Below are 18184 nucleotides of genomic sequence, written 5' to 3' on the forward strand. Positions count from 1 at the left end.
CCTGCCGCCGCCCGGCCCGTTCGACTATCCGCCGCGTGACACAGATCTCCTGCCCGCACGCCCGCTGATCCAGCGCCTGCGCGCCCTGAATGACGTATGGGACAATCCGGCTTGCTACATCACGGCGATGCGCCGCCGGATCGGACAGGCGAATGCCGCTCCCGTGATCCGGCACCAGCTCCCGCCCGCCTTCCGCGCGCGAAATCTGTCAAAAGCAGAACGGGAAACGGCCAAGGGCGTGCACGCCGAAGCCGCCAGCCTTGTTCCGCAGTTAAATTCATCCTGAGGCGTATCGAAATCGCAGCGACTTTGCTGGACGGGACATCCCCGTACCGGGCAGGTGCGCTCGACGTATCTAGTCCGCCTTCACAAGGTAAGAAGATGGCGGACTGTTCAATACGATTCCGGAACCGATTACCAACTCGAATCGGACAACACCATCAGCAGACGCATCTCCGACTGACAGGTTCATGACAGCATCCGGCGTTGTCCAGAAAGTATTGTGCATGGATTTTCCTCTGTCCGGTCCGTCGCCAATTCGTGCGCTATTTCGACCAAATTTGAATGGCTGATCATTGATCCTCAGTGCGCCAACGAGGTCGCGGAGCCTGTAGGCGTCGATAATATTCCCGACCAGAGTGCAGCCTTTGCCTCCAATCAGGTCCGGCTTGGGGAGCGCTAATGGATTCTTGAGCAAAGTGTCTGGCTGTATGGGGCTTCCCTCGGTCACAAGGCCAGCACGAAACCGTCGTCGGTGGTCCGACGTGACCTGGCCCTCTGCGGTCAGTATCAAAATAAGCCCCGGAGAATCCGGCGAGGCAAGCCCAACGCGATGATAGGGCTTTATGCCCCAGATATATGGATCGAACTGGACCGTCGGAACTTTTGTCCATCCGGAATCGGTTGCAGCAGTCCACGCATCTGTCGCGTCGCCATCTGTAACAAGGCAGAAAGACTGAAACGTCTCGACGACGTCATCTGCTGAGGCCGCATTGAGATAGGGATCGTCATCTTCGGTCGCGCTCACCGGTCGAGCATGAGCGCTCGCCGCAAGCAATATCGCCGACAGTACAACGCAAGAGAGCCTCATGCTTCTACCCTAACGAGGGTCGAGGCAATTTCAAGGTTCTTAAACCAACCGGCTCTGCTTCACCGCTGCTTCAATAAAGCTCGCAAATAACGGGTGCGGCTGGAACGGACGCGACTTCAGTTCTGGGTGGAACTGCACACCGATGAACCAGGGGTGGCTCGGCAACTCGAAGATTTCGGGCAGTTTGCCATCCGGCGACATGCCCGAGAACAGGACGCCCGCCTTCTCCAGCTTCGGAATATAGCTCGCATTGACCTCGTAACGGTGACGGTGGCGTTCTGAAATATCGAGGCTGCCATAGATCTCGGCGACCTTGCTGCCCTCTTTCAGGCGCGCCGGATAGGCGCCGAGCCGCATCGTGCCGCCCTTGTCCGTGGTCTCGTCGCGCACGACTTTCTCATTGCCCTTGGTCCACTCTTCCATCAGGCCGACAAGCGGCTGCTTGGTCGGGCCGAACTCGCTGGTCGAGGCGTCCTTGATGCCGGCCAGGTTGCGTGCCGCCTCGATCACAGACAGCTGCATGCCATAGCAGATGCCGAAACACGGCACCGCGCGTTCGCGCGCAAATCGGGCTGCCCGCATCTTGCCGTGCGCGCCGCGCTCCCCGAAGCCGCCCGGCAGGATCACGCCATGCACGCCTTCAAGAATATCCAGCGGCGCGTGCTCGTCATCGAACTGCTCGGAATCGATCAGGCGCACGTCGACCTTGACCTGGTTGGCGAGGCCGCCATGGACCAGCGCTTCCATCACCGACTTGTAGGCGTCCGGCACGTCCGTGTACTTGCCGACTAGGCCGATACAGACGTCGCCATCCGGATTGCGGATCGTGTGCGCAATCTTGTTCCAGGCCGTCAGGTCGGGCGCGGGCGCGTCATCGATCCGGAAATGCGCCAGCACTTCGGTATCCAGCCCTTCGCCATGATAGGCCGCCGGGACATCATAGATATGGCCCACATCGCGGGCTTCGATCACGGATGACGGGCGCACATTACAGAAGCTGGCAATCTTGCCCTTTTCGGTCTCGGGGATCGGCCGGTCGCAGCGGCAGAGCAGGATTTGCGGCTGGATGCCGATCGAGCGCAGTTCCTTGACCGAGTGCTGCGTCGGCTTGGTCTTCATCTCGCCGGCCGCCGGAATATAGGGCAGCAGCGTCAGGTGGATGAAGCAGGCGCGTTCCGGCCCCAGTTCCTGGCCCAGCTGGCGGATCGCCTCGAAGAAGGGCAGGCCCTCGATGTCGCCGACCGTGCCGCCAATCTCGCAGAGCACGAATTCAACGTCGTCGCCCGGATCGGACAGGACGAAATCCTTGATCTCGTTAGTCACGTGCGGAATCACCTGGATCGTCGCGCCGAGATAGTCCCCGCGCCGTTCCTTCTCGATGATGCGCTGATAGATGCGTCCAGTCGTGATATTGTCCGACTGGCGCGCCGACACGCCGGTAAAGCGCTCATAGTGCCCGAGGTCGAGATCGGTCTCGGCGCCATCATCGGTGACATAGACCTCGCCATGCTGGCGCGGGCTCATCGTGCCGGGATCGACATTGAGATAGGGATCGAGCTTGCGCAGGCGGACCTTGTAGCCCCGTGCCTGTAGCAGCGCGCCGAGTGCAGCGGACGCAATGCCCTTGCCAAGGGAAGACACCACGCCGCCCGTAATGAAAATATAGCGGATCATGGGACTATCCCGATGCCGTGATTCGTTGACTGAAAGCGCGGACAAAATGTCCACACCGCAAATTTACTGGGGATTGCCCGCATCCGGCTCAGCCGGAACAGGTGTTTCCTCCGTTACCGATTCGCCTTCCGGCGCAGCGGGAACGGTCTCGGACGGCGCAACCGGCGCATCCGTAATGGTCGATGAGGTGCCAACGCCGCCATCCTGCCCTTCGAGCAGTGGGGCGGACGGATCGAACAGGTCCACAGGCGCCTTGATGTCGTTGATCTCATCAGCGCCGAGGGCTTTCTCGACTGCGGACCGGCTGTCGTCCCCCCGGTTGGCAATCGATGTCAGGGCCAGGCTGGTAATAAAGAACACACCACCAATGATGATGGTCGTACGCACCAGCGCACCCGCCGCGCCACGGCCCGACATCAGCGAATTGCCGCCACCGCCGCCACCCATGCCAAGGCCACCGCCTTCTGACTTCTGGATCAACACCAGGCCGGTCATGACGACACAGGCGAGGATATGGACGACGAGGATGACATTCTGCATGAGGCGACCGGATTTCCTGAAATCAAGGGGCCCGCATATCGCCAATGACGGCGAACGCCAAGCCTCTCGCTTCAGTCTGGGTTAAATTGCTGCCCTGTAGATGGAGAGAAAGTCGTCGGCCTTCAAGCTCGCGCCGCCGATCAATCCGCCATTAACGTTGGGAACGGCAAGGATTTCCGCGGCATTTGCGGGGTTCATGCTGCCACCATAAAGGATACGGGTTTCAGCGCCCGACGCGTCAAACCGCCCCGTCAGCCAGTCCCGAATGGCGCCGTGTACTTCCGCGATCTGGTCCGTATTGGCCACTTTTCCCGTGCCGATGGCCCAGATCGGTTCATAAGCGATGACGAATTCACCGGCGCCAACGCCGTCCGGGATCGACCCGGCCAGCTGGCTTTCGATCCGCGCCAGCGTCTGGCCGGCTTCGCGCTCGGCGAGGCTCTCGCCAACGCAAATGATCGGTACGAGGCCCGCGCGCCGCGCCGCCGAAGCCTGCGCCGCGACAACCGAATCCGTCTCGCCATGATCAGCCCGGCGCTCCGAATGGCCGACGATAACGTGACTGGCACCGGCATCGGCCAGCATTTCAGCCGAAATATCGCCAGTATGGGCGCCTTTGGCGTTCGGGTGACAGGTTTCGCCCCCGATTCGCAGCGCCGAATCCGCCGCCGCCGAGCGCCCCAGTGCCACCAGGGTAGCCGGAAGGCAAAGCAACGCGGTCACGCTGGCCTCTCCGGCGCCAACTGCAGCAGCCACAGCCTCTACCTGCGAAAGACTTTCCCGCAGACCATTCATTTTCCAGTTTCCGGCGATCAGTGTCCGTGACATGCAGCCATCCCTATCTTGCAAGACATTGCTGTGTCGCCTAGCAAGCACTGAGCCATCCCGCAAATCGCCTGAGAGACCGCGTCACAATGCTAGCCCTGATGAAAAGCCTGATGAACTCGATCTTCGGCAAGTTCGTCGTCATGATCATCATCGCAGGCATGGCGTTCTGGGGTGCCGACCAGGCCTGGACGTCGATGAACACCGGTCTCGGCAATGATCTGGCCGCCGCCGGCCCGCGCGGAATCGACATGACGACGCTCGACCGTCGGGTCGAAAACCTGCTGCGCAATATCAACGCCAATGCGGAAAAGCCGATCACCAAGTCCGAAGCGGTTGATCAGGGCATTGTCGACCAGGTGTTCCAGCTCGAGACATCCAAAATCGTGAACCTCGGTTACGCCAGCACGATCGGTATCAAACCGTCGACCGATGCCGTAGTCGAACAGCTGAAGACGGTCGATGCATTCAAGAACCCGCTGACCGGCGAACTCGACCTCAACACCTATCGCGAAGTCCTGTATCAGAACCGGTTCACCAAGGATGAATATGAGCAGCAGGTCGCCGATGACCTGATATTGAAAACGCTCGGCGACGCCGCCACGGCGGCGATCTATCCGCCGCAAATTCTGGCCAGTATCCAGGCCCTTTATATCGGCGAAACCCGGGACGTGTCCTGGTTCATCCTCGACGCCACGAAGGCCCCCACGCCGGACGCGCCAACCGACGAAGACATCCGCGCCTTCTATGACGAGAACCTTGCTGCGCTTGAACAGCCGGAACGCCGCGCCATCGACCTTCTCAGGATGTCCGCTGACGACTTCCTCTCCAACGTCACCGTCACCGAGCAGGAAATCGCGACGATCTACGAAGCCACCAAATCCGAGCGCTTCTCCGAGCCTGACCAGCGCACCTTTATTGAACTCTACTTTGCAGACCGCGACACCGCGCGCGCCGCGTTCGGCCAGTTGGCAGGCGGCGCTGACCCGGCCACGCTCTCTGGCGTCCTCTCCAGCGAGACCCGGACCGGCAACAAGGAAAGCGTCGCCGACACCGCGCTTCAGGACGCCATGTTCGGCCCCGGCAAGCAGAGCGGCGCCCTGTTCGGTCCCCGCGAATCCAACGGCAAATGGCTCGTCGCACGACTGGTGTCGGTGCAGCCAGGTGCCGTTTATCCGATCGAGACCGTGTCTGACGTCATCCGGGACGAACTCATGCGCGAACGCGCGCAGGTCCATTTCTACGAGAACCTGGATGCGCTCGATCGTTCCATCGGCGCAGGCTATCCGCTGTCCCAGATCGCATCGGAACTGGGCGTCCCGATCATCAGCTTTGCGCCGGTCGACGAAACAGGCACAACCAAGGACGGCGTCAACATGACGGGCCTCGTCGCGGCGCGCGATGCCTTCAGCGATGCATTCCGCGTCAATGCCGGTGAGGTCTCCAGCCGCTACGATGGCGACGATGCGGTCTACCTGACGTCGCCGCGTACCATCATCGCGCCAAGCACGCCTGACTTCGACACGGTCAAGGATGACATTCGCCAGACTCTCGTGGCCCAGCGCGCCGCCAATGCGATGCAGGCCTATTCGGACAGTGTCATCGAAAAGGTGAAATCCGGTGACCCGACGCTGGCAGGTGCGGCAAGTGCTGCGGGTGCCAACGTCGAATCCCCGACACTGCCTGTCACCCGGATCACCGCCGAGCAGAGCGGCCTGCCGACGTCAGCGATTTCGGCCATTTTTGCCGGGCGCGACGGCGACGTGTTCAGCTATCCGAACCGGACCGGCGACAAGTTCATGATCGTTCAACTCAACAAGATCATGCCCCCCTCCGACGCGGCGCTGGAAATGCTCGGCACCCAGGCCACGTCATCACTGAACCAGGCATTGCGTGACGACCTGCAATTTGCGGCCGAGGCCGAAATTCGCAACGCCATGAAGCTCAAGGTCAATGATAATGGACTTGCGGCATACAAAAAATCGGTTGCTACCGATCAATGACGCCAGCCCGTCTGATCGTTCGCAGGCGTATCGGGGATATTGAAACACCCGTCGGCGCGATGCTGAAACTGGGCGATGACGCGCCCGGTAGCTTCCTGTTCGAATCCATCGCGGGCGGCGAACGCCTCGGGCGCTATTCCTTTATCGGTCTCGAACCCGAACACTGGTTCCGCATTCAGGATGGCATCGCCACCGTATCCGAAACAGCGGACTTCGCGAATCCGACCCGCACGTCAGACAATCCTGTTCAGGCCCTGCGCGACTTTGTCCGTTTTGCGCAGGCCGAAACCGACACGCCCCTGCCCCCGATGGCGTCAGGCGCATTCGGCTATGTCGGCTATGACATGATCCAGCATGTCGAACCGGTGACGATTACCGGCGCAGACACCCTGGACGTGCCTGAAGCCCTGCTCGTCATCCCGCGCGTCGTCATCGTGTTCGACCACATCTATCAGGAAATCCTGCTCATTGGCCGCGTCCAAAAAGGCAATGAAGCGGCGATCAACACCCTGCTGGATGACGTCGAAGCGCGCCTCGAGCGCATGCCGGTCGTCCCGCCCAAGGATCAGCCGCCCGTCGAGGTCACGCTGACATCGAACACGACCAAGGCGCGCTATTTCGAAATCGTCGAACAATGCCGCGACTATATCCGCGCCGGTGACATCTTCCAGGTCGTGCCCAGCCAGCGCCTGTCGACCCCCTTCAGCCTGAAATCGATCAGCTATTACCGGGCCCTGCGCCGCCTCAATCCGTCGGCCTTCATGTTCCACATGAACCTCGGCACCGTGCGCCTCGTCGGCTCGAGCCCGGAAATCCTCGTTCGCCTGCGCGATGGCCGCATCGCCATCCGCCCGATCGCCGGCACGCGTCCGGTCTCAGGCGACGCCATCGAAGATGCGCGCCGCGCCGAAGGCCTGCTCGCCGATCCGAAGGAGATGGCGGAACACCTGATGCTGCTCGACCTCGGCCGCAATGATGTCGGCCGCGTCGCCGCCTATGGCAGTGTCGAAGTCACCGAACAGTTCATCGTCGAGCGCTACAGCCACGTCATGCACATCGTCTCCCATGTCGAAGGCAACCTGCGCGAAGGTCTCGACGCCGTCGACGCGCTGTTTGCCGGTTTCCCCGCCGGTACTGTTTCCGGTGCTCCGAAGATCCGGGCCATGCAGATTATCAACGAAATGGAATCCGCCCGGCGCGGTATCTATGGCGGCGCCGTCGGCTATTTCGGCTGGAACGGCGACCTCGATACCTGCATCGCCCTGCGCACCGCGATCATCAAGGACGGCCAGCTCCACATCCAGGCTGGCGGCGGGGTCGTGCTCGATTCCGTGCCGCAATACGAATATGACGAGACCCTGCACAAGGCTGGCGCCCTCAAGCGCGCCGCCGAACTCGCCGCCACTTATGAGTTCGACCAATGATCCTCGTCGTCGACAATTATGACAGCTTCACGTGGAACCTCGTCCATTACCTGGAAGAGCTTGGCGCCCGCACGAAGGTCATCCGCAATGACGAGCTGACAGTCGAGGAAGCGCTCGCGCTCAAGCCCGACGGCATCCTCCTCTCCCCCGGCCCCTGTACCCCGAACGAGGCCGGCATCTGCGTCGACCTGATCAAGGCCGCGCCGGACGACATGCCAATTCTCGGCGTCTGCCTCGGCCACCAGGCCATCGGCCAGGCCGTTGGCGGCGCGGTGATCACGGCGAAGGAAATCCGTCACGGCAAGCTGTCCGACATTCACCAGACCGGCGGCGACCTGTTCGAGGGCCTGCCGGAAACCTATGCCGTGGTCCGCTACCACTCGCTGTCCGTACGCGATTCCGACCTGCCCGATTGCCTCGTTGCAGACGCCGTCACCGACGACGGCGAGATCATGGCCCTGCACCACAAGACCCGTCCGATCTACGGCGTCCAGTTCCACCCGGAATCGATCAAGACCGAACACGGTCACGCACTCCTGAAAAACTTCCTGAAGCGGGTCTCATAGAATGGGCCGCCTGGCATGAACGACGTCGACCTGAAAGCTGAGGCCCTCCTCGCAGACTTGAATCCGACCAGTCCCAGCGCCGCGCCCGGACAGAATTTCCTGCCGCCTGAAACGCGCCGTGATGTTCCCGGCGCTTATGGCTCAACGCCTGTCTGGCGCGCCGGTGAAGGCCCGCCCACGCTGTTCGTCCACGGCTGGGATGATACGCATCGCGTCTGGCGTCGCTTCGCGCAGGACTTCCTTCAGAACACGCGCCCGATCCTGGTGATGGACCTGCCCGCCCACGGCGCATCGAAAGCTGACGCCTGCACGCCGGTCACGGCGGCCGCTTCGGTCGCTGAGGTCTGCGCCGCCGAAGGCCCGATAGACGCCATCATCGCCCACTCGTTCGGTTGCGAAGCCAGCGTGCGCGCCATCGCCGCCGGAGCAAGCCCCGACTATCTCATCCTGATCGCGCCGCCGCTTCTCGACTGGGCCGACTACCAGCGTCTGAAGGGGCATGACGACGCCGTCATCGCCCGGGCGCTTGCCCTTCTCCAGGCGCGGACCGGGACCGACATGGCCCGCACCGATTTCCGTGCCGCGCTTCAGGACTACAAGGGCACCGTCCTGCTGGTCGGATCCGATGCCGACGAAAGCAGCCCGCTCGGTCTGGCACGCGACCTCGCAGAAAGCCTGCCCGGCGCGCGCCTCGTCGAAGACGACACACTCAGCCACCGCGATGTCGCACTCGATCCCCGTATCCTGTCGGAAATCAGCGCCTTTCTCGGCTACTGACGCGCCATTCCCGCATTGAACCGCGTGCCCAAGGCCGCTAACGATGACGCTCGCTTTCGGGAATTCACTGATGACTGACTCTGCCCTCACCACCGCCATCAAGGCGATTGCCCGCAACGAAACGCTTGCGCCCGATACGCTGGAAGCCGCGTTCAACCTGCTCCTGAGCGGTGACGCGGCGCCGGAAGAAATCGGCGCCTTCCTGATGGGCCTTGCGGTGAGCGGTGAGACCGCTGCCGAACTCACCGCCGGGGCCCGCATCATGCGCCAGCACGCCCGCACGATCACGCTCGACGGACCGGTCCTCGACACGTGCGGAACCGGCGGCCTGCCGTGGAAGAGCCTCAACACGTCCACGGCCAGTGCGCTGGTCATCGCCGCCGCCGGTGGCCGTGTCGCCAAGCATGGCAACCGCTCGGTCCCGCCGAAAACCGGTTCGGCCGATGTGCTCGAAACCCTCGGTGTGAATCTCGAAACCGACGAGCACGAATTCCGCGCCTGCCTCGACGGCCCCGGCGTCGCCTTCATGTTCGCGCGCAGCCATCACAGCGCCATGCGCCATGTCGCGCCGGTCCGCGCAAAACTCGGCATCCGCAGCATCTTCAACCTGCTGGGCCCCCTCTCGAATCCGGCCGGGGCGCAGTTCCAGGTCCTCGGCGTCTTCGCACCCGAATGGACACGGCCCATGGCTGAAGCCCTCGTCCAGCTCGGCACGACCAAGGCCTGGGTCGTGCATGGTCTTGATGGCATTGACGAACTCTCCATCGCCGGTCCCACCCATGTCTGCGAAGTCAGTGGCGGCACCATTCGCGAATTCGAGATCCACCCCTCCGACGCCGGCCTCGATACCAGCCCGCTGTCGCGTCTCGAAGGCGGCAATATCACCGACAATGCCCTCGCCATCACCGAACTGCTCGACAGCCATGAGGGCCCTTTTCGTGACGCCGTGCTGCTCAACGCCGCAGCTGGCCTTCATGTCTTCGGCAGGGCCGCAGACCTCAAACAAGGCGTCGCCATGGCCGCCGAAGCCATCGACACCGGCAAGGCCCGCGACACGCTGCGCAAACTCGTGGCGCTCTCGAACGGGCAGGACCCGGTATGAGCACCGCTCTCGACCGGATCGTCGATTACAAGCGGGATGAAGTCGCCGCGCTCAAGCGGGCCGAATCCTTCGCCAGCCTTTCGAGGGCCGCAACCGGAGCCAGTCCGGTCCGGGGCTTCGCCGCCGCCATGGACCGCGTCGCCAGCACCGGCGAAAATGCCCTGATCTGTGAATTGAAGCGCAAGAGCCCTTCAGCGGGTGACATCCTGCCCGGCGCCGATCCCGTCGCCATCGCCGCCGAATACGAATCCGGCGGCGCCGCCTGCCTGTCAGTCCTCACCGATGGTCCGAGCTTTGGCGGCTCGCTGGCCGATTTTGCCGCCATTCGCGACGCGGTGAGCCTGCCTATGCTGCGCAAGGACTTCCTGATCGACCCGATCCAGGTCGCTGAGTCCCGCGCCCACGGCGCCGATTGCATTCTCATCATCCTGTCGGCCGTGGATGACGCGCTGGCAGCCGACCTCCACGACGCCGCAACCGGTTTCGGCATGGATGTTCTCATCGAGACCCATGACGAAGCCGAACTGGAACGCGCCCTCCGGCTCGCTTCGCCCCTGATCGGCATCAACAATCGCGACCTGAAGCGTATGGTGACAGACCTGTCGACAACCGAGCGCCTCGCACCCCTTGTTCCGGCAGGCCGCCACGTCATTGCCGAAAGCGGTATTTCGACCCCCGAAAACATTATCCGGCTGCGTGCCACGGGCGCGCGACGATTCCTGATTGGCGAGAGCCTGATGAAAATGAACGACCGGCGCAAAACTTCCGTAACCGCGTTAAGACAGGCCTGTTCCGTTTGACCCGAACCGGGAACACATGTAGAACATAAGAGAACATAGATTCGGACGGAAGGAATCATCCCGTGCTGACCAGTAAACAAAAAGAGCTGCTGCTCTTCATCAATGAGCGGATCAAGGAGACCGGAGTCTCGCCCTCATTCGATGAGATGAAGGAAGCGCTCAACCTCGCCTCCAAGTCCGGTATCCACCGCCTGATTTCGGCGCTTGAGGAACGCGGATTCATCCGCCGCCTCGCGCATCGGGCCCGCGCCCTTGAAGTGTTGAAACTGCCTGAGTCCGCCATTCCAACGCAGCAATTGCGCGGCCGGAAGGATTTCAAACCCGCCCTCGTCTCATCAGGCCTCCCGACAGAGGCCCGTGCGCCCCGCGCCATCCCGATCCTTGGCCGCATTGCCGCTGGTGTGCCGATCTCGGCGATCCAGCAGGACAATGGCCACATCACGGCCCCCGATGACCTTGCAGAGGGCGAAGAGCATTTCGCGCTTGAGGTCAAAGGCGACTCGATGATCGAAGCCGGCATTCTCGAAGGCGATCTCGTCATCCTGCGCCGCACTGAATCTGCCAATACAGGCGATATCGTCGTCGCGCTGATTGATGGCGAAGAGGCCACGCTCAAGCGCCTGCGCCGCAAGGGGGCCTCTGTCGCCCTTGAAGCTGCCAACCCGGCCTATGAGACCCGCATCTTTGGTCCTGACCGTGTACAGGTCCAGGGGCGTCTCGTGGCCCTCGTCCGCCGCTACGACTGACACTGGCGCCAGGGTCGGTTGCGGCATGCCGTGCCGACCTGCACGTCCAGTCCGGAGTCGACTCGCCGCGCGGTGAGACCTCCTGCCTTTGACACTTCCGTCCAGCGATATGTATTCGGGCAATCGCCCGTCGTGTCGGATAGCGTTAGCACCAACACCGCATCAGGCGCTGCGCGGCAATCGCCACCCTCCGACAACACGATCACGCCAGCCGGAGTCTCCAGCCTGCATGGCAGCTCACCGCATGCCGTCACCTCAAGCGCGCTGTAGCGCAGCGGCGCCAACCCGTCCCCTTCGGCGAACCCGAACCTTTGCATGCCATTGTCGGCGGCGCGCACGAACACCTCGCCCGATGCCGACCAGTGCACCATCAATTGCGGACTGGCCGTCCACAGCCACACAGCGGGCACAATGGCCATGAGGCAGAGCAGGATCCGACCTGCCCCTCGCGCCGTCGTCACCAGCGCAAGGGCCAGTGCGAACAGGGCCAGGCTGCTGCCCGGCATCGCCGACGATGTCGATAATTTGGCCGGTGCCAGCTCGACGCACCAGTGCGCAATCGCCAGCACCAGTTCAAGCGAATACCCGAAAAGCCTCAGGCCCACATCGCCCATCCCGAACGGCGTCAGCAGCAGCGCCAGAGCCGCGGACGGGGCACTGACAAAGCTGATCACCGGCATCGCCAGCAGGTTGGCGATCAGGCTGAGCCCCGCCAGGCCAAGCCACACAGTTCGTCAGGCGCCAGAAAGTAGGCCGCAGCCCCGGCGCACAGGGAAAACGCGAACAGTAATGGCCGCGCGTCAATCGATGCAATCGACCACATCCGGGCCCAGACGCTGCCCAGGTCCCGGCCCGCCCCCTTGCCTTCAGGCGCAACCTTGTGTTTGTGCACCACAGATGAGATTTCCGCACGCATTGATCAGGAGCCTGCCACCCTTATGACCGTTGTCACGCGATTTGCCCCCTCTCCCACCGGCATGTTGCACATTGGAGGGGCAAGGACCGCACTTTTCAACTACTTGTTTGCCCGCCGCCGTGGCGGCCGCTTCCTCCTGCGCATTGAAGATACCGACAAGGCCCGCTCTACGGCCGAAGCCACCGCCGCCATTCTCGAGGGCATGGCCTGGCTCGGCCTCGACGCCGATGAGCCGCCTTTGATGCAGTCCACCCGCGAAGCGCGGCACGCCGAAGTCGCAGCTGAAATGCTGTCACGCGGCACCGCCTTCAAATGCTACGCGACCCAGGAGGAACTCCAGGCCCGACGCGATCTCGGCGAAGAGAAACGCCGTGCGGCCAAGGCCGACGACCTGTCCGACACAGACCGCGCTGCGCTGCTCGCAGAGGCCCATGACCTGCTGGCGCCGTACCGGTCGCCCTGGCGCGACGGCGCGCCTGCACCAGCTCCCGACGCGCCCTACACTGTTCGCCTGCGCGCACCAGACGATGGCAATCGCGTGGTCGAGGACGTCGTGCAAGGCACGGTGCGTATCCAGGCGAGCGAGATCGACGACCTGATCCTGCTGCGCGCCGATGGTTCACCGACCTACATGCTGGCCGTGGTTGTCGACGACCATGATATGAGCGTGACCCATGTGATCCGTGGCGACGACCATTTGCGCAACACGTTCCGTCAGGTCCCGATCTACGAGGCAATGGGCTGGGACATCCCTGTCTACGCTCATGTTTCCATGATTCACGGCAATGACGGCGCCAAGCTCTCCAAGCGCCACGGCGCGCTTTCGACACTTGCTTATCGCGACATGGGATACCTGCCCGAAGCCTTGAACGCTTACCTGTTGCGCCTCGGCTGGAGCCATGGCGACCAGGAGATATTTACCCGGGAAGAAGCCATTGCTGCGTTTGATCTCGATGGAATCGGCCGCGCCCCCGCCCGGCTTGATCTCGAAAAGCTCGGCCAGATCAACTCCCATTTCATGCGCCTGGCCAATGATTCCCGCTTGGTCGACCTGCTCGCCCCCCTCCTAGAGGCTGACGGAGCCCTCTCGAAAGATGAATGGCAACGCGTCAAGCGCGCCCTGCCGCATTTGAAAGACCGCGGCACCACTTTAGCAGAACTGGCAGCGGCGTTTGCGTTCCTTACCGTCAAGCGCCCGCTCAATCTCAATAAGAACGCCAGAAAGGCGCTTTCCGGGGGGGGACTTGACCGGCTCGCCGGACTGCGCGACGAACTGCAGCGCATATCGCAATGGACCTCTGATCAGATTTCCGAAACGATAACGTCGTATTGCGCTGCACAAGACCTATCTATGGGGCAGGTAGGTCAACCGCTCCGCGCTGCACTGACTGGCGGCCTTCCAGCACCCGATATTGCGCCGGTGCTTGAATGGCTGGGACAGGATGAAGCGCTCGGACGGATAGAGGATCAACTCGACCAGGCTGGCCAGTAAGGCGCGCCGGACGGAATACGAACAAGAAGGGCTATATCTGATGGAAAACAAGACGAAGAATGCCGGCACTGCCAATCTCGAAGTCGCTGGCAAGACCTATGAATTGCCCGTTCTCTCGGGAACGCACGGACCGAATGTCATAGACGTCCGCAAGGTGTATGCTGAATCAGGACATTTCACCTTCGACCCAGGATTCACGTCGACCGCCAGCTGCGAAAGCCAGATCACGTTCATTGACGGCGATGAAGGCATCCTGCTTCACCGCGGCTACCCGATTGGCCAACTTGCTGAAAAGTCGACGTTTCCGGAAGTCTGTCACCTCATCCTGAAAGGTGAACTGCCCACCAAACCTGAGCTCTCCGAGTTCAACGCCGAAATCAAGCAGCACACCCTTCTTCACACGCAGATGGATCGCTTTTTCGAAGGCTTCCGCCGTGACAGCCACCCGATGGCCATGCTGACAGGCGCCGTTGGTGCCATGGCATCCTTCTATCCCGGTGCCATGGACAGCGAAGATCCCGATGAACGCCACCTCAGCTCCGTCCGGCTCCTCGCCAAGATGCCGACTCTCTGCGCCCGTATCCTGAAATACAATATGGGCCAGAAATTCGTCGATCCACGCAACGAATTCTCCTACGCCGAAAACTTCCTGAACATGTGTTTCTCGGTATCGGCCGAGGACTACAAGGTCGACCCGGCAATCGCCAAGGCGATGGACCGCTTCTTTATCCTGCATGCTGACCACGAGCAGAACGCCTCAACGTCGACCGTGCGTCTCGCCGGTTCGTCAGGCGCTCATCCGTTTGCCGCTGTTGCTGCCGGTGTCGCCTGCCTCTGGGGCCCCAGCCATGGCGGCGCCAACGAAGCCTGCCTCAACATGTTGCACGAGATCGGGTCGGTCGACCGAATTCCGGAATTCGTCGAAAAGGCCAAGGACAAGACAAGCGGCTTCCGCCTCATGGGCTTCGGTCACCGCGTCTATAAAAACTACGATCCGCGCGCGACCGTCATGCGCGAGTCAGCCCACGAAGTTCTCGACCTGCTCGGCCTCAAGGATCAGCCGATCCTGAAAGTCGCAATGGAACTGGAACGGATCGCGCTTGAAGACGACTATTTCGTCGAGAAAAAGCTCTATCCGAACGTCGACTTCTATTCCGGCATCATCCTTGACGCGATGGGCTTCCCGAAACAGATGTTCACTGTGTTGTTTGCCCTCGCGCGCACCGTCGGCTGGGTCGCACAGCTCAACGAAATGATCGAAGACCCGACACAGCGTATTGGTCGTCCGCGCCAGATCTATACCGGCGCCGCCCAACGCGACTACGTGCCAATGGCCAACCGCTAGGCGCGCGCCTCTTCGAGGATCACGTCGGCTGCGATTTCAGCCGCATCACGATCGCCCTCTTTCATCCGGGAGAGGGCGATTTGCTGTGCGGCCCTCTGTTCGGCCAGCACGTCCGGGTTCGTCAGCCAGTACAGCGCGCGAGCGGCGATCCGGTCAGGCGTCTGCTTCGTCTGGACAAATTCCGGCACGACCTCCTGGTCATCGCTGACAATGTTCAGCAATGTGATGTGGCGTTTCTGGTAGAGCCATCCGCGCGCCAGCGACCATGTCACCCAGCCGGTCTTGTAGGCAACGATCATCGGCGTTCCCTGCATCGCCAGTTCGCTCGTGACCGTTCCCGAACAGGCCAGCGCAAGGTCGGCAGCGGCCATCGCGTCATACCGCTCCGACGCGTCTGACGACACGGTTGCCCATTCGTCCACGTCAGGGAACGCTTCCGCGAACTGCGCCGCCACGCTCGCGGCCGGGGCGATGACGATTTTCCGTGCCGGATCGGAATCCTTGATGATCCGCGCCGCTTCAACCAGTGCCGGTGCAACGCGCTTGATTTCGCTGGACCGGCTGCCGGGCAGCACGAGCACGACCTGGGACTCGTCATCAATGCCATGCGCCTTGCGAAAGACGTCCCGCTCGCCCCATTGGTGGCGCGACAAAGCCGGGTTTCCAACCACTGTCGTCTTCAGGCCGAACGGCTCATAGAACGGCGCTTCGATCTCGTGCATGCAGAGCAGGTGGTCCACCGTTTCCGCCAGGGTCTTCGCACGGCCGGGCCGCGTCGCCCAGACTTGCGGGCCGATCAGTTTGACCAGCCTGATATCCGGTGCCCGCGCCCTCACGCGCTGGGCAACACGCAGCATGAAGCCCCACGAATCGACCAGCACGACGACGTCCGGCGCGTCGGCAATGATCGCATCCGCCGCGATGTCGGCCAGTTTGACCACGGTGCCGTACGCCCTCAATCCCTCGAACAGTCCAAGCACCGAAAGCGGCGATATATCGATGGGCGACACAATCCCGGCAGACGCCATTTCCGCCCCGCCAATGCCCGAAACATGCACGTCGGGCTGCTTCGCCCGGATCGTACTGATCACTTCGCGCGCCAGCAGGTCGCCTGAGGATTCCGCGGCCACGAAATAGAGGCGCGGGGCGGTCATGTGCCGAGGCCGGGTTCGAAGCCGTAAATGAACACGCCGAGCCGTTCGGCAGTTGCCTGCATCTCGGCGCGGCCGAGCATCAGCGCACCGCCCGCCTCGACGGCGAGCCCCGCCAGCCCTGCTGCAGCCACCTTCTCCACCGTCGAGACGCCAACGGTTGGCATATCGATCCGCCGCTCCTGGGCCGGCTTTGGCCGTTTGACCAGGACGCCCCGTCGCGCCGCGATGGTGCCGCGTATCGTCTCGGGCAGCGCAGCACACCTTTCGAGCATGGCATCCGTGCCCTCCTGCGCCTCGACAGCGAGCACCAGGCCCTCGCAGACCACACAGCCCTGCCCGATATCCAGATCGCCCAGAGCGGCCACCACGTGCGCTCCACGGGCAATATCCGACATGGCCGCCTGAGAGGGAGCGGAACCGCCGACAAGGCCTGACGGCGCCAGCAAGGCGGCGTGCGCCGCATCGGAGCCAATCACCTTGAACCCCTGCTTCTCGACTTCCTTCACCATCAGCCGCAGCAAGGCGTCATCGCCCTTGCCCGCCTCGGCCAGCACTTTCGGCAGCAGGGCCGCGCCGCGCAGGTCGAGTTTCAGGTCCTTGAAATTCGGGCGCTTCACGATCCCGGCAAATAATACGTCCTCACACCCGGCCTGTTTGAGCAGGGAGAACAGTTTGCCGATTTCGCCCAAGCCGATCACGGCGCCCGGAAAGGCTGCGAGGCGCGACTCTTCAAAGCCCTTCAGGCGCAGGACATAGACGCCCTGCCCTGTCGCGACCGCATTCTCTGCAATAGCGACCGGCAAGTCGCCAAGACCGGCTATCAATCCAAGAGGCGCCGTCATCATCACCTCACCCGGGTTTGCAGATGGGGCGGCCACCGGCTGCGAGCGCAAAGTCGATGATTTCCATCGCCAGCGGCTGGTCCTTGAAGGCGACCGCCGCCGCCGCCAGCCGGTCCTTGAACAGGCCGTCGCCGGTAAATACCGCTTTATACGCACTGCGGATCTCATGCAGCTGCGCCTTGTCATAGCCGCGCCGCTTCAGGCCCACCATGTTCAGTCCGGACAGTTTGGCATGGTTCCCGATCACCGATCCGAACGGAATCACATCCTCCACCAGGATAGCTCCGCCACCGATAAAGGCGTTCCGGCCAATCCGCGTAAACTGGTGCACGGCCGCCAGGCCGCCGAACCAGACATTGTCAGCGATTGTCGCATGACCGCCAATCGCAACGCCATTGGCGATCACGATATCGTTGCCGAGCTGGCAATCATGGGCCACGTGGCTGCCGACCATCATGAAGCACTTGTTTCCCACACGGGTCACGCCGCCGAGCTTCGGCACACCGGCGTGCACGGTCGTATGTTCACGCAGCGTGCACTCATTGCCGATCTCGAGGCGCGACTCAGGCACGTCCTGGAACCCTAGAACCTGCGGCGTATCGCCAAGAACGGCATGGGAATGGACCATGCAATCGCGACCGAGTGTCGTATGGCCGGTGATCACGGCATGCGTGCGCAGCTGTGTCCGATCACCAATCACGGCGTGCGCGCCAATGTGACAAAACGGGCCGACACGGACCCCTTCGCCCAATTCAGCGCCGGACTCCACGATCGCAGAGGGATGAATTTCAACTGGCATCAATCGTATCCGGTGCTTCTCTTGAAAAGGCAGTCTTGCTGAAACGTGCGTGAAGACAATCGTCTTCGTTAGGCTTTTCGGCAGATTTG

The 18184-nt window shown here is 62.3% G+C and carries 18 protein-coding genes; 10 read left to right on the top strand and 8 right to left on the bottom strand.

The window, feature by feature from the left end:
* The coding region (locus AADA04_RS12555; protein WP_340693612.1) for a hypothetical protein at positions 1-286 on the top strand (286 nt) is incomplete at its 5' end.
* Positions 287-355: 69 nt separating this feature from the next.
* Here AADA04_RS12555 and AADA04_RS12560 read toward each other — a convergent pair.
* The 4 genes from AADA04_RS12560 to tpiA form a co-directional block, all read right to left on the bottom strand.
* Complete coding sequence (locus AADA04_RS12560) at positions 356-1027, bottom strand: hypothetical protein (protein WP_340693613.1); 672 nt, start codon at positions 1025-1027, stop codon at positions 356-358.
* A 102-nt stretch (positions 1028-1129) separates the two neighbouring features.
* The gene (locus AADA04_RS12565) at positions 1130-2764 is read right to left on the bottom strand and encodes a CTP synthase (RefSeq protein ID WP_340693614.1); all 1635 of its coding nucleotides are present in this window, start codon (positions 2762-2764) and stop codon (positions 1130-1132) included.
* Between the two features lie 63 nt (positions 2765-2827).
* Entirely contained in the window at positions 2828-3304 is a 477-nt protein-coding gene (gene secG, locus AADA04_RS12570) for a preprotein translocase subunit SecG (RefSeq protein WP_340693615.1), read from the bottom strand.
* Positions 3305-3385: 81 nt separating this feature from the next.
* Entirely contained in the window at positions 3386-4132 is a 747-nt protein-coding gene (gene tpiA / locus AADA04_RS12575) for a triose-phosphate isomerase (protein ID WP_340693616.1), read from the bottom strand.
* 86 nt (positions 4133-4218) lie between these two features.
* Between tpiA and AADA04_RS12580 the strand changes: the two genes are divergently transcribed.
* The 7 genes from AADA04_RS12580 to lexA all read left to right on the top strand — a co-directional run bounded on the left by AADA04_RS12580 (position 4219) and on the right by lexA (position 11547).
* Entirely contained in the window at positions 4219-6132 is a 1914-nt protein-coding gene (locus tag AADA04_RS12580) for a SurA N-terminal domain-containing protein (RefSeq protein WP_340693617.1), read from the top strand.
* Positions 6129-7556: an anthranilate synthase component I gene (trpE, locus tag AADA04_RS12585; protein WP_340693618.1), complete on the top strand. Its 1428-nt coding sequence runs from the start codon at positions 6129-6131 to the stop codon at positions 7554-7556. The genes AADA04_RS12580 and trpE overlap by 4 nt, the downstream gene beginning before the upstream one ends.
* Positions 7553-8122, top strand: a complete 570-nt coding sequence (locus tag AADA04_RS12590) for an aminodeoxychorismate/anthranilate synthase component II (protein ID WP_340693619.1) — start codon at positions 7553-7555, stop codon at positions 8120-8122. Before trpE ends, AADA04_RS12590 begins: the two co-directional genes overlap by 4 nt.
* 15 nt (positions 8123-8137) lie before the next feature.
* Positions 8138-8899, top strand: coding sequence for an alpha/beta fold hydrolase (locus AADA04_RS12595; protein WP_340693620.1), 762 nt, complete (start codon positions 8138-8140; stop codon positions 8897-8899).
* A 70-nt stretch (positions 8900-8969) separates the two neighbouring features.
* Positions 8970-10001, top strand: coding sequence for an anthranilate phosphoribosyltransferase (trpD, locus tag AADA04_RS12600; RefSeq protein ID WP_340693621.1), 1032 nt, complete (start codon positions 8970-8972; stop codon positions 9999-10001).
* Positions 9998-10801: an indole-3-glycerol phosphate synthase TrpC gene (gene trpC / locus AADA04_RS12605; RefSeq protein WP_340693622.1), complete on the top strand. Its 804-nt coding sequence runs from the start codon at positions 9998-10000 to the stop codon at positions 10799-10801. The genes trpD and trpC overlap by 4 nt, the downstream gene beginning before the upstream one ends.
* Positions 10802-10863: 62 nt before the next feature.
* Complete coding sequence (gene lexA / locus AADA04_RS12610) at positions 10864-11547, top strand: transcriptional repressor LexA (RefSeq protein ID WP_340693623.1); 684 nt, start codon at positions 10864-10866, stop codon at positions 11545-11547.
* On the opposite strand, the gene AADA04_RS12615 is transcribed toward lexA, so the two are convergent.
* The gene (locus AADA04_RS12615; protein ID WP_340693624.1) at positions 11538-12275 is read right to left on the bottom strand and encodes a ComEC/Rec2 family competence protein; all 738 of its coding nucleotides are present in this window, start codon (positions 12273-12275) and stop codon (positions 11538-11540) included. The genes lexA and AADA04_RS12615 overlap by 10 nt on opposite strands.
* 210 nt (positions 12276-12485) lie before the next feature.
* Here AADA04_RS12615 and gltX point away from each other — a divergent pair, with 210 nt between their 5' ends.
* Both gltX and gltA read left to right on the top strand, forming a co-directional pair.
* Positions 12486-13955: a glutamate--tRNA ligase gene (gene gltX / locus AADA04_RS12620; RefSeq protein ID WP_340693625.1), complete on the top strand. Its 1470-nt coding sequence runs from the start codon at positions 12486-12488 to the stop codon at positions 13953-13955.
* 40 nt (positions 13956-13995) lie between these two features.
* A complete protein-coding gene (gltA, locus tag AADA04_RS12625) occupies positions 13996-15300 on the top strand; it encodes a citrate synthase (protein ID WP_340693626.1) in 1305 nt (434 codons plus the stop codon).
* Here gltA and AADA04_RS12630 read toward each other — a convergent pair.
* Genes AADA04_RS12630 through lpxA form a run of 3 tightly spaced genes read right to left on the bottom strand, consistent with a single transcriptional unit; the run spans position 15297 to position 18095 of the window.
* Positions 15297-16454 carry a lipid-A-disaccharide synthase gene (locus tag AADA04_RS12630; protein ID WP_340693627.1) on the bottom strand — a complete coding sequence of 386 codons (1158 nt, stop codon included), beginning with the start codon at positions 16452-16454 and terminating at the stop codon, positions 15297-15299. The two genes, gltA and AADA04_RS12630, sit on opposite strands and share 4 nt — an antisense overlap.
* Complete coding sequence (gene lpxI / locus AADA04_RS12635; RefSeq protein ID WP_340693628.1) at positions 16451-17296, bottom strand: UDP-2,3-diacylglucosamine diphosphatase LpxI; 846 nt, start codon at positions 17294-17296, stop codon at positions 16451-16453. Before lpxI ends, AADA04_RS12630 begins: the two co-directional genes overlap by 4 nt.
* 7 nt (positions 17297-17303) lie before the next feature.
* Positions 17304-18095 carry an acyl-ACP--UDP-N-acetylglucosamine O-acyltransferase gene (gene lpxA, locus AADA04_RS12640; protein ID WP_340693629.1) on the bottom strand — a complete coding sequence of 264 codons (792 nt, stop codon included), beginning with the start codon at positions 18093-18095 and terminating at the stop codon, positions 17304-17306.
* Positions 18096-18184: the final 89 nt, after the last annotated feature.

It is taken from the genome of Hyphomonas sp., from assembly GCF_037969335.1.
Taxonomy (GTDB): domain Bacteria; phylum Pseudomonadota; class Alphaproteobacteria; order Caulobacterales; family Hyphomonadaceae; genus Hyphomonas.

Excerpts from the sequence above, each read along its gene's own strand:
- AADA04_RS12565 (WP_340693614.1), bottom strand. The coding sequence starts at position 2,764 with ATGATCCGCTATATTTTCATTACGGGCGGCGTGGTGTCTTCCCTTGGC.
- secG (WP_340693615.1), bottom strand. The coding sequence starts at position 3,304 with ATGCAGAATGTCATCCTCGTCGTCCATATCCTCGCCTGTGTCGTCATG.
- tpiA (WP_340693616.1), bottom strand. The coding sequence starts at position 4,132 with ATGTCACGGACACTGATCGCCGGAAACTGGAAAATGAATGGTCTGCGG.
- AADA04_RS12580 (WP_340693617.1), top strand. The coding sequence starts at position 4,219 with ATGCTAGCCCTGATGAAAAGCCTGATGAACTCGATCTTCGGCAAGTTC.
- trpE (WP_340693618.1), top strand. The coding sequence starts at position 6,129 with ATGACGCCAGCCCGTCTGATCGTTCGCAGGCGTATCGGGGATATTGAA.
- AADA04_RS12590 (WP_340693619.1), top strand. The coding sequence starts at position 7,553 with ATGATCCTCGTCGTCGACAATTATGACAGCTTCACGTGGAACCTCGTC.
- AADA04_RS12595 (WP_340693620.1), top strand. The coding sequence starts at position 8,138 with ATGAACGACGTCGACCTGAAAGCTGAGGCCCTCCTCGCAGACTTGAAT.
- trpD (WP_340693621.1), top strand. The coding sequence starts at position 8,970 with ATGACTGACTCTGCCCTCACCACCGCCATCAAGGCGATTGCCCGCAAC.
- trpC (WP_340693622.1), top strand. The coding sequence starts at position 9,998 with ATGAGCACCGCTCTCGACCGGATCGTCGATTACAAGCGGGATGAAGTC.
- gltX (WP_340693625.1), top strand. The coding sequence starts at position 12,486 with ATGACCGTTGTCACGCGATTTGCCCCCTCTCCCACCGGCATGTTGCAC.
- gltA (WP_340693626.1), top strand. The coding sequence starts at position 13,996 with ATGGAAAACAAGACGAAGAATGCCGGCACTGCCAATCTCGAAGTCGCT.
- AADA04_RS12630 (WP_340693627.1), bottom strand. The coding sequence starts at position 16,454 with ATGACCGCCCCGCGCCTCTATTTCGTGGCCGCGGAATCCTCAGGCGAC.
- lpxI (WP_340693628.1), bottom strand. The coding sequence starts at position 17,296 with ATGACGGCGCCTCTTGGATTGATAGCCGGTCTTGGCGACTTGCCGGTC.
- lpxA (WP_340693629.1), bottom strand. The coding sequence starts at position 18,095 with ATGCCAGTTGAAATTCATCCCTCTGCGATCGTGGAGTCCGGCGCTGAA.